This is a genomic window from Cohnella nanjingensis, from assembly GCF_014212125.1.
Classification (GTDB): domain Bacteria; phylum Bacillota; class Bacilli; order Paenibacillales; family Paenibacillaceae; genus Cohnella; species Cohnella nanjingensis.
Genome location: NZ_JACJVP010000024.1, coordinates 128,709 through 142,969 on the forward strand (window position 1 = coordinate 128,709; position 14,261 = coordinate 142,969).

Annotated in this window: 11 protein-coding genes; 8 read left to right on the forward strand and 3 right to left on the reverse strand. The window is 59.5% G+C overall.

The genetic code is table 11. The features are described from left to right. The first annotated feature begins 39 nt into the window (after positions 1-39). Both H7C19_RS14440 and H7C19_RS14445 read left to right on the forward strand, forming a co-directional pair. The gene (locus H7C19_RS14440; RefSeq protein ID WP_185143365.1) at positions 40-975 is read left to right on the forward strand and encodes an ATP-binding cassette domain-containing protein; all 936 of its coding nucleotides are present in this window, start codon (positions 40-42) and stop codon (positions 973-975) included. 1 nt (position 976) lies between these two features. Continuing rightward, entirely contained in the window at positions 977-1,657 is a 681-nt protein-coding gene (locus H7C19_RS14445; protein WP_185143366.1) for an ABC transporter permease, read from the forward strand. A 356-nt stretch (positions 1,658-2,013) separates the two neighbouring features. Here H7C19_RS14445 and H7C19_RS14450 read toward each other — a convergent pair whose 3' ends face one another. Further along, positions 2,014-3,057, reverse strand: coding sequence for a LacI family DNA-binding transcriptional regulator (locus H7C19_RS14450; RefSeq protein ID WP_185143367.1), 1,044 nt, complete (start codon positions 3,055-3,057; stop codon positions 2,014-2,016). A gap of 370 nt (positions 3,058-3,427) precedes the next feature. Between H7C19_RS14450 and H7C19_RS14455 the strand changes: the two genes are divergently transcribed. From H7C19_RS14455 to H7C19_RS14480, 6 genes are all read left to right on the forward strand, one after another. Then, on the forward strand, positions 3,428-5,056 hold the full coding sequence (locus H7C19_RS14455; protein ID WP_185143368.1) for an ABC transporter substrate-binding protein: 1,629 nt from the start codon (positions 3,428-3,430) through the stop codon (positions 5,054-5,056). Between the two features lie 86 nt (positions 5,057-5,142). Further along, positions 5,143-6,021 carry a carbohydrate ABC transporter permease gene (locus H7C19_RS14460; RefSeq protein ID WP_185143369.1) on the forward strand — a complete coding sequence of 293 codons (879 nt, stop codon included), beginning with the start codon at positions 5,143-5,145 and terminating at the stop codon, positions 6,019-6,021. Positions 6,022-6,032: 11 nt separating this feature from the next. Next, positions 6,033-6,848 carry a carbohydrate ABC transporter permease gene (locus H7C19_RS14465; RefSeq protein WP_185143370.1) on the forward strand — a complete coding sequence of 272 codons (816 nt, stop codon included), beginning with the start codon at positions 6,033-6,035 and terminating at the stop codon, positions 6,846-6,848. Positions 6,849-6,887: 39 nt separating this feature from the next. After that, entirely contained in the window at positions 6,888-9,050 is a 2,163-nt protein-coding gene (locus tag H7C19_RS14470) for an alpha-L-rhamnosidase C-terminal domain-containing protein (RefSeq protein WP_185143371.1), read from the forward strand. A 135-nt stretch (positions 9,051-9,185) separates the two neighbouring features. Beyond that, positions 9,186-10,421 carry an MFS transporter gene (locus H7C19_RS14475; RefSeq protein WP_185143372.1) on the forward strand — a complete coding sequence of 412 codons (1,236 nt, stop codon included), beginning with the start codon at positions 9,186-9,188 and terminating at the stop codon, positions 10,419-10,421. 232 nt (positions 10,422-10,653) lie between these two features. Further along, on the forward strand, positions 10,654-11,202 hold the full coding sequence (locus H7C19_RS14480; RefSeq protein WP_185143373.1) for a hypothetical protein: 549 nt from the start codon (positions 10,654-10,656) through the stop codon (positions 11,200-11,202). A gap of 128 nt (positions 11,203-11,330) precedes the next feature. Here H7C19_RS14480 and H7C19_RS14485 read toward each other — a convergent pair whose 3' ends face one another. Continuing rightward, positions 11,331-13,628, reverse strand: coding sequence for a M56 family metallopeptidase (locus H7C19_RS14485; protein ID WP_185143374.1), 2,298 nt, complete (start codon positions 13,626-13,628; stop codon positions 11,331-11,333). After that, a complete protein-coding gene (locus H7C19_RS14490) occupies positions 13,625-14,014 on the reverse strand; it encodes a BlaI/MecI/CopY family transcriptional regulator (protein ID WP_185143375.1) in 390 nt (129 codons plus the stop codon). Before H7C19_RS14490 ends, H7C19_RS14485 begins: the two co-directional genes overlap by 4 nt. Positions 14,015-14,261: the final 247 nt, after the last annotated feature.

Below are 14,261 nucleotides of genomic sequence, written 5' to 3' on the forward strand. Positions count from 1 at the left end.
TTATAATCTAGAGGTGAGAAACACGAAAGGAGCTAAGGTATGACATACGCCATACAAACTCACGGCCTGAGTAAGCGCATCGGCGGACATACGATTGTGGACAATCTCAATATGAATGTAAAAGCCGGAGAAATATACGCTTTTTTGGGCGGCAACGGTTCAGGCAAAACAAGTACGCTCAAGATGATCGCCAATCTGTGGAAACCAACAGCGGGCAGTATTGAAGTGTTTGGGAAAACAATCAAGCCTCAATCTTACGAATATTTACAGAATGTTGGCAGCATTATCGAATATCCACGTTTCTATGAAAGACTCTCTGCTCGCAAAAATTTGGAAATTCATCAAAAACTCAGCGGTTATGAGGAAAAAGGTTGTATTGATCAGGTATTGAAGCAGGTCGATTTGTCTCTTAGCAGTGAAAGTCCGGTCTCTACGTTCTCCTTGGGCATGAAGCAACGGCTGGGTTTGGCTCGGGCAATCCTGACGCGCCCCTCTCTGTTGCTGCTGGACGAACCGATTAATAGCCTTGATCCGGCGGGCATCAAAGAAATACGCAGTTTACTCATCGATTTATCCAAACAAAGAGGGCTTGCGATCGTCATTTCCAGCCATATCCTAAGCGAATTAGAGGAGATGGCGGCGACAGTGGGGATTATTCATCGAGGGAGAATGTTGACCGAACTTTCTTATCAAGCGATTTCCGAAATGAACCGACAAAGCATCGAATTCATGGTGGACGACGGACAAAAAGCCGCTTTTCTACTACACGAGAGGCTTGGCTTGTCCAAATTCACAGTCGTTGATGCTCATACGATTCGCCTCTATGAACGTTTGAATGAAGGCGGGAAAATCAATGGATTGCTCTCAAGCGAAGGGGTAGAGGTACGGTCCATGGTGTTGAAGCAAGATACGCTGGAGGATTATTTCTTGTCATTAGTGGACAGAAGCAACAATCATGCAGGGGAGTCGAAATAGCATGGGAGTAATCATTCAATGCGAACTCATGAAGCTTAAACATCGAGGGCGAATATTCGGCATTATTGGAGCCTCGTTGGTATCGGCCGGTCTGATGGTTCCCATCTTTTTGTTGTTGGAGACAGGCATGAATGATTGGAACTCCATCTTTGTGATCTGCTTTATTATATCAGCGTTCATCACGCAAATTTTCCTGTGTGTCCTTTCTGGAGAAATTTTCACGCAGGAATATGAACAGAAGACGATCCAACCCATGCTCATGTATCCGATCGATCGTTCTCGACTCTACTATGGGAAGATGGCGGTCATGTTCATGTATGGTTTACTTGCAACCGTATTGTCTTCCTTGCTTCCTTTGATATCCATATCGGTTGTAAATGTGTTCCATGTCAGCGTGACCGAGCCGTTCACCCTCGGCCATTGGTTAACCTTTGCTTTTTTATTGGTCGTCTTTAGCGTGACTCATACCGTAGGATCGATCGTTTACAGTTACTTTTCCATTGTGCGTCGCTCCACGTTGCTTAAGGTGCTTGCATGTATCCTGCTTATTTCTCCGTTTGGAGGAGGCGAGACGGGAGAAAACGTCTTTTTCCGTTTGATCTCGGTCGGTATCATGACGGTGCTGTCTCTCTTATTTCTCATCCCAACTTTGAAGACATTTAAATCTGAGGACGTTGGATAGGAAATTTTCTATAATTGGAGGTGTATCAAAGCGTTATGGGGAACAGCAACAAGAACAGAACAGTTTTTTTAATCGCCATTGTAGCTATTATAATTATTATCAATATAACATTGTCATTGACTGTATCTTGGTGGTAGAGACACCTCACCGATCGGGCAGTCCCAGATTCGAGCGGTATTCGGCGGGCCCGTACGCCGACGGCGTTCCGTTGCCTGACGAAGACCGCGTGATGGAGATCAAGACGGCGAACCCGTAACGCTCGCAGCGAAAAAAACGATGCCCTTCCGGGATTTTCCCGGAGGGGCATCCGCGTCTCTCGCGCCCATTCGCCATTTTTTCGGATCAAGCTGAATCCGTTATCGATCCCGAGTCGCCTGCGCCGCCCCGCAGCTGTCGCGCACGACCAGCTCCGAAGGAATGACGACGTTCTGGGGCGCGCGGTCCTTCTTGCGGCCGAGCAGCTTGAGCATCAGCTTGGCGCCTTCCTTGCCGATCTCGTAGAGATCGGTCGTCGCGGAGGAGATGCCGTACTTGGCCGCGGCGGCGCTGTTCTCGAAGCTGACGAGCGCAAGATCGCCCGGCAGGCCGATGCCGCGCTCCCGCGCGAAGTCGACGACGCCGACGGCCTGGGCATCGCGGCCCGCGACGACGGCCGTCGGGGGTTCCTTCAGCGCGAGGAACGCCTCGGCCGCCTTGTAGCCGCTCTGCTCCTTCTCGTCGCCGATGAACAGGTAGTCGTCCCGCACCCGCATGCCGGCTTCCTTCATCGCGTCCTTGAACCCTTCGTGCCGGTCCTCGCATACCAGGTACTTGAGCGGCCCCGGGCTGATGAACGCGATACGGCTATGGCCGAGAGCGAGGAGATGCCGGGTGTTTTTATAAGCAATCTCGTAATTGTCGACGTCCACGGAGTTGACCCTGTTCGTCAGACTGTTGCTGCCGACGATGACGACGGGGAAGTTCTGCTCGGTCAGCTCTTCGATGATATGCGAGTCGTGCTCCGGCAGGCAGATCAGCACGCCGTCCATGGCGCGTTCGCGCATGAGCTTGACCAGCTTGGGCGTCTTGGCCTTGTGGCCAAAGCTGTCCCACGACAGCAGCAGATTGTAGTCCTTCTGATCGAGCACCTCGCCGATGCCCTGGAGCAGATGATTGAAGTTGTTGTTGCCCGAAAAGGAGAAGAAATCGGTGGCCGGATGGGGCGTGAAGAGGCAGACGGTATTCGTCTTGCGGGTCACGAGTCCGCGCGCAGCCGAGTTGGGCTGGTAATTGAGGCGCTTGATGATCTCCATGATGCGGGCCTTGGTCTCGGGGGCCACGGGTGCCGTGCCGTTGAAGGCGAAGGAGACGGTCGAGATGGAGACGCCTGCTTCTCTCGCGATATCTTTGATCGTAACCATGGGAAGAAACCTCGCTTAAAACGTTTTTATTAATATAACATACAACCCGTAAACTGTGGCAAAAATCGAAGGGGATTATGACTCGCAGATGTGCGTTTTAATAAAATGAATCTCGAAAAAGGTTGATATGACGGGGTTTTTTCGATAATAAAAACGTTTTATTTTAGGATTGAGAAACGCTTGAAAGAGGTGCTATGATGAAAAGGCAAGGAAAAAGAAAGGGCTTACAATAGTCCTTTCCAATCATGGCGGACATGAAAGAAAATCGGGAATCGGACGAAATCGCATCTCGAACGCCATTTTCCAAGCCTGCCGAGCGTAATGAGTAAAAACGTTTTATTAAAAAATCGCAGAAAGGGGAACTGAACGAATGAAACGAAACCAACGATTGGCCCTGCTGATGGCCGCTTCGCTGTCCGTCGCCTCGCTGTCCGCCTGCGCCGGATCGGGCGGGAAGGGAGACGCATCGCCGTCCGCCTCCTCGGGGGGCGCGTCCGCTTCGCCTTCCGCCACCGCCACCGCCTCCGCCTCCGCCGGAGCGGCTAAGGCCAAGAAAACGATCGTTTTCTCCACGATCACGAATTACTACACGGCGGGCCTGAAGCAGGCGGCCGAGGATTACCAGAAGCTCCACCCGGAGACGACGGTCAAGATCGATATCGTCTCGGACAATACGACCTACATGACGTCCTTCCAGGCGAAGATGGCGGCCGGCGGCGACGACGCGCCCGATATCGTGCACGCCAACCTGCTGGGCGACACGCCGGCCGGCAACGTCAAGAAGGGGTACATCCTCAAGCTGAACGACTTCATATCGGAGCCCAATCCGTACAATAACGGCGTATCGCTGCGCGACGGCATCAACGGCGACTACTGGCCTTACGCGTACACGTCCGACGGCGACATCTTCATGCTGCCGTTCGACCTGGTCGGCACCGGGTTCTACTACAACAAGGATCTGTTCGCCAAGGCCGGCATCGCCGAGACGCCGACGACCTGGGAGGACCTGTTCGCCGACCTTCAGAAGCTGAAGGATCAGAAGATCATCCCGCTCTCCATGTCGCAGGCGACCGGATCCGACTACGAAGGCTGGATGGTAGGAGCGTTCGAGGACTGGGCCAACCGTTCGCGCATTCCGGAGATCATCGTCCAGCCGGGCGACGCCCGCAGCACGCCGGAGGTCGAGGCGATCAACGGAAAGATTCAATACAAGGCGGACGATCCGTTCTTCGATATCGGCGCGGTCGTCGACGCCGAGCGGACGATGGCGCTGTGGAAGTCCGGCAAGTACGACCTTCAGGGGCCGGCCGAGCAGAAAATCTGGTCCACGCTGAAGCAGCTGTCCGGATATCTGCAGCCGGGATACGCGACGATGAAGGACGCCGACGCGTACCAGCTGTTCATCTCCGGCAAGGCGGCGGCCTATTGGAACGGCAGCTGGCAGGTCGGGCAGCTGCTGAAGGACCAGCAAGCGCTCGGCGGCAAGGGCTTCGAATGGGGAACCTTCAAATTCCCGGGCTTCAAGCAAGCCGATCCGAACTTCCCGGGCGCCCCCCGCGGCATCCTCGTGCCGGGCCACCAGTTGTCCGTGACGAACAAGAAGGACGCGGACACGGTCGCCCGCGCCAAGGACTTCCTGCTCTTCCTGTACTCGCCCGAAGAAGCGCAGAAGGTGTTCACGACGACGATCGACGCCGGCCAGTTCGTGCAGGGGCCGAGCCTGGTGAAGGGCGTCACGCTGCCGGACGAGGTCAATGCCTACCTGGACGGCTTCAAGGTCGCGGGCAACATGAACGGCCAGATCGGCCAGATCGCGACGGGCAATCCGGCCGCCGAGCCGAACGCGACCGCCGAACTGAAGGGGCTCGAATTGCAATATTACAATAATAAGCTCACGCTTGAGCAGTTCCTGCAGAAGAAGGCCGATTTCGTCAAGAAGACCAATGAGAAATATATCGCGGACAATCAATTCGACCTCGATCCCAAGACCAATCCCTAACCGACGCGCACGAGCGGTCCGGAGGGCGCCGTCAGGCGCTCCCGGCCGCTTCTGTCGTGCGAGTCCGCCCCAAAGGAGCTGATCCTGTGAATACGGCGCGATGGAGAAGATACGGACTTTCCTATTTGTTTCTGCTGCCTTCCTTCTTGTTTATCGTCGTCTTCCTCTACTATCCCGTCATTCTGGCCTTCTTCCATTCCTTCACCGACTGGAATCTCGTCCAGACCAAGTGGACGGGACTGCGCAACTTCCGGACGATGTTCGGCGATTCGAGCTTCCGGACCGGCGCCGTCAACCAGATCGTCTATACACTGACGGACGTGTTCAAGGCGATCGTATTCCCGCTGCTGGCCGCGGAGCTGATCTTCCTGATCGGCGGACCGAAGCTTAAATATACGTTCCGCACCGGCTTCATTCTGCCGATGCTGCTGCCCGGCATCGTGACCATCCTGCTGTGGCAGAACATCTACGACCCGAACAACGGGCTGATCAACCAACTGCTGATGCTGCTCGGTCTGGAGAGCTGGAGCCACGCGTGGCTCGGCGAAGACGCAACCGCCCTGTGGGCGATCGTCTTTTACAACTTCCCGTTTATCGCCGGACTGCCGTTCCTTATCTTCTATGCGGCGATCGGCAATATGAGCCAGGAGCAGATCGAGGCGGCCCGGATCGACGGCGCGAGCGGCTGGCAGGTGTTCGCCCGCATCCATCTGCCGTTCCTCGTGCCGCAGTTCAAGGTGGTCATCATCCTGACGATCATCGGCAGCCTCCAGGACTTCGTGAAGATTATGGTCATGACCGGCGGCGGTCCCGGCGTGGCGACGACCAATCCGGCCATGATCATGTACAACGCCGCTTTCGGCAGCTCGCAGTACGGCTACGGCTCCGCTATCGGCGTATCGTTGTTCCTTGTCATCCTCGTGCTGACGCTGTTCAATATGAGGTTTCTCAAGTCCGACTATTAGGAGGTCCTGCCATGACTGCGCGCATACCGAGATGGGCGGGCTCCGCCGTGCTTGTCCTGCTGCTCGTCGCTACGCTCGTGCCGTTTTTCCTGCTCGTTTATTTTTCGTTCAAGGACCAGATCGAGATTCTCGTCGACTTCTGGGGCCTGCCGTCCGCTCTTAAATGGGAAAATTATTCGGCCGCCTGGGACGCCGTCAAATCCAGCATCGGCCATTCGTTATACGTCTGCTTCGTAACCGTGCTGGGCGCCGTCCTGCTCGGCTCGCTGTCCGGCTTCGTATTCGCGAGGCACCGCTTCCCGCTGCGGGGGCTGCTGTATCTGATGCTGATCGGGGTCATGATGATCCCTTCGCTGCTCAATATCGTGCCATTGTACGCGATTATCAACAATCTCGGCTTTACGAACAGCTACCTGGGTCTGATCCTGCCCTATATCGCCGGCACGCAGCTGCTCGGCATCATGCTGTGCCGCACCTTCTACGAATCGCTGCCCCAGGAGCTGTTCGAGGCGGCCCGGATCGACGGCGGCGGCGAGTTCTACGTCTACGCCCGGATCGCGCTGCCGCTGAGCCTGCCGATCCTCGTCACCGTGGCCATCGTCACCTTCCTGGCGGTATACAGCGATTACCTGTGGCCGTTCATCGTGCTGGGCCAGGAACAGATGACGTTCACGATGGCCGCGGTCGGCCTGAACCGCGCGGGACGGACCGACGTCGGCCTGTCGTTCGCGGCTTATATCATCGGCAGCGTGCCGACGATTCTGCTCATTTTGTTCGGCATGAAGTACTACATCGAAGGCATGGTCACCGGCGCCGTCAAGGCGTAAGCGAGGAACCGAATTGCCGGGAAAAGAGGCTGACACATCTTGGATATCGTAAACGACTGCGCGCTGCCGGCATGGATCTGGCATCGGGAACGCCATGAGAAACGAAGCTTGACGCTGACGGCGACCGTGAGGGCGGACCGTCCGATCGAGGGGGCGGCATTCCGCATGGCGCTGACGGGCGGAGCCGTCGTCCGGTGGAACGGGGAGACCGTCGCCCGAGTCGCCGAATCACCCGCCGCGACGGCGGCGTTCGTCGACGTCGAAGGGTTCCCGGCGACGATCCCGGCCGGCGAGCACGCGCTGGCCATTGAGATCGAGGTCCGGGAGATCTATCCCATCGCCGACGTCAATGCCTATCTGCACGAACGGAGAGTCGGATTTATCGGATACGTCGAAGGAGACGGACTGTGGCTGCCGAGCGGTACGAACTGGCTGGCCGACGGGGAGAACGCCGCGGTCGTCGCCCTGCTGGGCGAGGAGCCGTTCGGCGACCTTGCGGCTTCGCCGGCCTGGTTCGTGCGCGGCGGATTTGGCGATATCGTCGCGGCGCCGCTCGCCGATCCGGTCCTGCTGGAGCGCTCGGGGCTTGCGGCGTCGCCCGCCGAAGACGGCGCGTGGCGCATTCGGGGGACGCTGGCCGGGACCGGCGGTCCGCCGCTAGAGGAGCCGCGCGCGGAGCGCCTGGAGCTGTTCTACCATCTGCGCAAGCAGAACGAATGGAAGCTGCGCCGGGAAGCGCAGCTGCGGCTGAACCTGGCCGCCTTGCCGCAGGCGACCGTCGATCTCGGCCGCGAGTACAACGCGCGGCTGCGGGTCGTCAACGAGGCCGAGGCGGAGCTGACCGTGCTCTGGAACGGCGCCGAGTCGCTGCAGGAGCTGGCGCGCTATGACGGCTGCATCACCGAGTGGTTCCGGGCCGCGCCCGGAGAGACGCGGCTTACGCTGCCGCAGGGCATGCGCTACGTGCGCCTCTATTTTCTGGGCGCGGAGAATGCCGCGTTCGCCGCGGAGGTCCGGTTCGAGGCCGTCCAGGTCGCGTTGGAGCAGACGGGCTCGTTCGCGTCGGACGTCACCCGCTTGCCTCTCATCTATGACGTGTCCGCGCACACGAGCCGGATCTGCCATCAGATCGGTCTCTGGGACGGCATCAAGCGGGACCGGCTGAACTGGACGTTCGATCTGTACATGGCCGCGAGGTCCTGCTACTTCCTATGGGACGACACGGCCGTCATCCGGCGCGCGCTCCGCGAGCTCGGAGAGGGCACGCCGCGCGGCAAATGGATGAACGGCATTTGCGAATACACGCTGTGGTGGCTGCAGGCGGTGGCCGAATACGTCTTCTACACGGGGGACCGCATGTTCGCGCTGGAGCTGCGGGAGCCGCTGCTGCGCCACGCCGGATGGGTGTACGAGCATGCCGACCCCCTCACGGGCAGACTGGCGCCGGAAGGCAGCATCCTGATCGAATGGGTACCGCTGACCCCGGCGGAGCGCGAGGCGGGACTGCAGGCGATCTACGGCATGACGCTCGGCGCGCTGGAGCGGCTGTCTTCCGATATGCCCGAGCTTGGCCTGGGCCGGCTGCCGGCAAGGCCGCGGACGGACGAGAGCGAGTACATGCGGGAGGACAACCGGCTGGCGATCAAGGCGCTCGGCATGCTGGCCGGCCTGGTGAGCGAGACGCGGGCGCGGGCGTTCCTGGCGGTTTACGAGTTGAAAGACCCCGTGACGCCGCTGTCCGCCTACCAGCTCGCCGAATGCTGTTCGCGGTACGGCATGCACGATCGCGCCTACGGGATTATCGAGCGGGTGTGGGGAGGCATGCTCGATCGCGGTGCGACGACCTTCTGGGAGAGCTATACCGACGCGTACGCGGGGGACGACTATCATGACGTCCTCACGACCTACGAGGCGTACGGCTCGTACCGGATCAGCCTCTGCCATTCCTGGTCGAGCACGCCGGTCAAGTGGATCGCCGAGACGGTGCTCGGCCTCGAATGCCTATCGCCGGGCTTCGCCGCCGTCCGGTTCAAGCCGACGGCGGTCGGCGGCATCGCCAGCTGCTCCGGTACCGTACACACCCCGCGCGGTCCGATCGCCGTCTCCTGGCGGAAGGACGAGGGCGGGGAGCTGACGGGCACGATCCGCGCTCCTGAAGGCATCGAGGTCGTCGTGGACGGCATCGCCGCCGTCGTATCCTGATGCCGCCGTCAGACCGTGGTCCCCGCGGCTGCCGCGTCTCGGGCGGAGCGTCGCATACCGCGGTCCGGCACCCTTACGAGGCCCCGGTATCGGCGCGCGCGCATGGCGGGGCATAGCCGGGGAGGAGGAGAGGACATGGACGGCGAGCGAACGGCAGGCGGGCTTCGGCCCGGGGCGGAGCACTCCCTCTTGCGGCGGAACTGGCGGATCGATATCGCGGCCGCGGTCGTGAACAGCCTCTGCCTGGGCATGATCGTCCCGTATATCGCGGTCATGGCGCTGCGCTTCGGCGGCGGCGCCTGGCATACGGCCGCTATCGCGTCCGCGGCGGCCGCCGCGAATTTGCTCGCGATTTTCTGGGGGAGGCTTACGGCGGGGTACGGCAGGGTGCGGCTCGTTTTTTTGTTTCACGGTGCGGCGCGTCTCGCGCTGCTGCCGATGGCTTTCGTCCGCGACCCCGCTTCCCTCGCCGTGTTGACGCTGCTGTTTTTTGCGCTCCAGGGGGTAGCGACGCCCGCCTATATCGGGCTGATGCGGTCTATCTATCCGGAGGGCAGGCGGGCGACCTACATGGCCATCGTCCGGGTATCTGCGGGGCTCGCCATGCTGGCGGGCACGTACGTGTCGGGGACGTGGCTGGCCGACGACTTCAAGACGGCGGCACTGATCGGCTTCGCCCTGGGCGTCGCCGGCATCTGCCTGTTCGCGCTTATCCGCGAGCCTTCGGATCGGCCGGAGACGGCCGTCGAGGGCAGAACGCGCTGGTCGGAGACGTTCGCCGCCGTACGCTCGGACCGCGGCTTTCAGCTGCTGTTGGCAGGCGTTTTCATCTACGAGTTTTTCATGCTGCTGCCGGCTTCCGTCTATCCGGTCTATCAAGTGGACAGGATGGCGCTTACGAACGGACAGATCGGCCTGCTGAGCATGGCGACCACGGGCGCTGCCCTGCTCTTCAACCCGCTCTGGGGCCGGGTCATCGACAAGCGGACGGCGATTCCCGTACTGTCCTGGTGCGCGGTATCGGGCACGCTGCTGCCGCTGGCTTACTGGCTGCTGCCCGGCTTCGTTCCCGCCGCGGCAGGCGCCTTCGCGGCGGGGATCGCTTCTTCGGGCATGGATCTGGCCTGGATGAACCACCTGTCCCGTTCCTCGGGACGGTATTTGTCCTCCTTCAGCGGCATCTATCTGTCCCTCGTCGGCTTTCGCGGCATCGCCGCTCCCCTCTGCGGCGCCGCGATGGCCGAATGGACGGGATTGCCCGCCGTTTTCGCCCTCTCCTTTTTTGCCGGCTGGGCGGCGCTCGTGCCGTTCTTGCTGCTGCTCCCCGCCTCGCGGTCGCGAGACGGCGCGGCACGGCATGAACGTTCATAGGCAGCTCGAAAAATGTTCAAATGCCTGTTCGCGCTATAGATGATACTGTGAACCACCGTTAAGGGACAGCTCATCAACGATCCGCGATTTTCCGCATTCTGATATAATAAATGAAAATTTATTCAGGAGCCGAGGACGTTGAAGGTCGATCGGTCTCAGGATCATTTCTTTACAATGGCAAGAACCATTGGGTAGTGTCCAAAGTCATCGAATTACAGGGAGGACACCAAGAATGAAGCCATATATTGAGAACCTGACCGCCGTAATTGAACAATTCGAACAATCTGGCATCAGTTACTCGTTAGGTGGAAGCGGTTTGTTGCATAGCTTGGGGATAACAAACTCGGTGCGTGACTGGGACGTTATGACTGAGGCACCTAAGGATCGTGTTTTGAATGCTTTGCAGAACTACGAAGTAGTAGAAACCACAAGCGGGAATTTCCCTTTTGGCACCGCGTATAAGCTATTGGTACATAGTGAGAACCCGCAAGTCGAAATATTAGGTAGACTATCGATATATACCGATAAGGGTCTGTGCAGAATGCCATCGATCCACGTCTCACGTTGGAACGGTGATGGCTGTCATTACGGCGACGCTTGGTTCGAACGCCACGTTGGAAACGATGGTGCCCGCAGATCTGAACCGGGCGATTCACACCTCTTTTATCATAGCGGCTGCCGTGACGCTGCTGGGAATCCTAGTCGCCTTTGTAACCTTAAAGCAAAAAAGGCCGGCGACGGAGGATATCAAAGTGACGGCACCGCATTAAATTTCCACTGACCCGTCTCCCCGGAGGCGGGTCTCCTGGTTGTCCAACTGACCCTGACAAGAGAACTCGACTTCCAAAAGGGAAAGCCCCTGCTGCGTTCGGAAACGCAGAGGGGCTTCTTCGTTCGGCGGAATACCGATTATCGGCGAGCTGCCGTGATCAGTTCCTTGACCATCTCTTCCTGGTTGGGGTCCAAGCCCCAGAAGTAGGCCAAATAGCAAACGCCGTCCTGCTGCCACAGATAGTAGGTTTGGCTGCGGATGTCCGGGTCGTTCGGACGGACCCCGCGGAGATTGATGGCATTGTCATCGTCCTTGCCGACGGTGACGGCTACGCCGTTCATGTCGAGCGTCCGCACGTCCGACAGCTTGGCGGCATCGACGAGCGGGACATTGCTCTGATAAAGCGAGATCTCGTCGTTGAGCTTGTAGACCTTGGAGTCGGAGGACGCGCGATAGGTGCTCCAGAGGGCGTCGGCGTCCGGCCGGAAGGAGAAGCCCGTATTCCGGTCCCCCGTCTGGAGCAGCATGACGTCCGACAGCTTCACTTCGCCGTTCGAGAGCGCGGCGGGGAGCTTGACGTCGAAGCCGAGAATTTTCTCGGCCGCCGTCAGGTCCTGCTCGTCGTAGAGCGGGAACGAGTTGCCGAGCCCTTCGTAGGTGGCGTTCCGGGCTTGCTGCACGGGGACGAAGGAGGTCAAGATCGGCTCCAGCTCCTTCTGCGTGAGATTGCGCCAATGCTGCGGAAGGCCTTCTTTTAACGTATGGTTCTCGCTGTAGAAGTCGATCGAGTACCAGACGTCTCCGACTTGCCAGACGAAGCTCTTGGCGACTTCCGGGAGGTGCCAGTCGTAGCTTTGAATCTCGGTGACCAGCGTGCCCGGCATATTCGCGTACGTCGCCTCTTCATAACGGAAGGTGCGCGGCTGCGCGGGACCCCACATCGCGGGCGCGATGCTGCGAGCGTCTCCGCCTTCTTGCCGGCTGTACTTCTTCAGCAAGTTGCCTTTGGAGGCGTTCACCTCGAAGGTCCGGACGTTATCCGTCCCGTAGCCGGACTTGAACCGCAGGGTGACCAAATCCTCGGCGCGCTGCACGTACTTCTCCAGGATGTCGATGCTCTCCAATTCGTAGCCGACCGGGAGGTGGTCCGGCACCTGGAAGGCGACGTCGGTGAAGGCGGCCGCTCTCGGCAGGCTGTGGAACCACTTGGCCCAATCGTTCAGCCGCTCGATCGGAAGGCGGGAGGAGGCGTTCTCCTTCCCGGCGTTCGCGGCGGGGGCTCCGCTAGGGACGACGCTCTTCGCGGGCGCCGAGGCGATCGTGATCAGGACTACGCCTACGGCGAGCACCAGAACGATCGCGGCTGCGGACAGTCTGTAAGAGCCTTTCTTGAACTTGGCAATCATCGTAATCCTCCGTTTCATCTCATGGCGGTCTTCCAGAAAGTGCGATAAATTGACGCGGGGAACGGCGCTTCGGGCGAGCAGCCGCGACAGCATCAGGAGCGTCATCCCGTACGAGGACGATTCCCTCTCGCCCAGCACCTCGAGCACGCCCGCGTCGCAGGCGACTTCCCGGTCGGCCTTCATCTTGCGCATCGCCAGCCACGCGACGGGATTGAACCAATGGACGAATACCGTCAGCGTCCAGAGGAGATTGAGCCACAGATCCCGGCGCTTGTAGTGGGTCAGCTCGTGCAGCAGGATATGCGCGAGCTGCCGCTCGTCGGCGATCGCGACGAGATCCTCGGGCACATAGATGCCGGGCTTGGCCAAGCCATAGAGGCAGGGGCTGCTCAGGCTGCCGGTCTCATACGCGGCGATCCGGCGCTTGATGCCGAGCCGCTCCTTGCATGCCTCCAGCACGGAGAGCACCGCTTCGTCGTCGATCCTGCGGGCGCCGCTCACGCTCCGCGCGAATCTCCGCGTCGCGAGCAGGTAGTAAGCCAGCAGCGCCGCCAGCCCGCCCAGCCAGACGACCGCGCCGATCCGGAGGCCGTTATGCAGCCAGTCCCGATCCGAGCCGGCCGCTGCCGTCGGAGAGCTTGTCCGAGCCGACTCGGCCGGCGAAGAAGCCGGTGCCGCCGTCGCCTGCGGGGCCGAACCCGAGGCGGTCTCCGTGCCTGCACGGTGTCCCGTCGAGGCGCCTGCATCGGAAGAATGACTTCCGGTCGATCCATCCTGCGGTGCAGGCTGGGTCTGCGACTGCCAGACTTCATGTACGACCTGCGGCAGCAGATGGTACAAGCTGAGCGAGCTGTACGGCCCGATCGGCACGAGCAGCTTGATCAGCAACAGGAACCATAGCCCATGAACCACCCGCGGGCCGAGCCGTTTGCCGAACAGCCGGCGGATCAGGAGCAGCGGCAGGAGGATGACCGCGGAGGCGAGGGAGGCGGCCAATACGAAGGCGAACGCCGCTTCGAGAAGCCTCATACGCCCGGCTCGTCCTTCTTCATCTTCTCGAGCAGCTGCTGGAGCTGCTCGATATCCGCGTCGGAGAGCTTCTCCTCCTCCAGGAACTTCGCGCACATCAGCCCGACGGCGCCGTTGTAGACCCGATTCAGGAAGGTCTTGTTCTCCGACTTCAGATACTCGTCATGCGAGACGAGCGGATAGTACAGGTAGTTCCGGCCGGCTTTCTCGAACCGGATCGCTTCCTTCTTGAGCAGCCGATTCAGGAACGTCTTGATCGTCTGATCCGACCAGTCCATCTGCTGCTTCAGCTGCTCGATGATCTCGTTCGCCGACAGAGGCTCCTTTTGCCAGAGCAGCTTCATGACTTCGCTCTCGGCCTCCGAGATGCGAGGGGGATTGTTCATCGTCGTCACCTTCCCACTTTCGTTTACGCGCGTAAACGTTAATTAGAAATTACACGTGTAAACGATAAAAGTCAAGCGGGAAAATGCGGCAAACGGATCGTGGAACGTCAGGAAGGCTGTCCCTTTATTAATGGTGTCAGCGGAAGGAATCTATCGTGCCGAACCATGCTTTGTTTTCGGCAAACAACCGCCGCTTTTCGCAAGCGCTTACATGTTATGTAAGATAACATGACTCGTGTTTTATGAA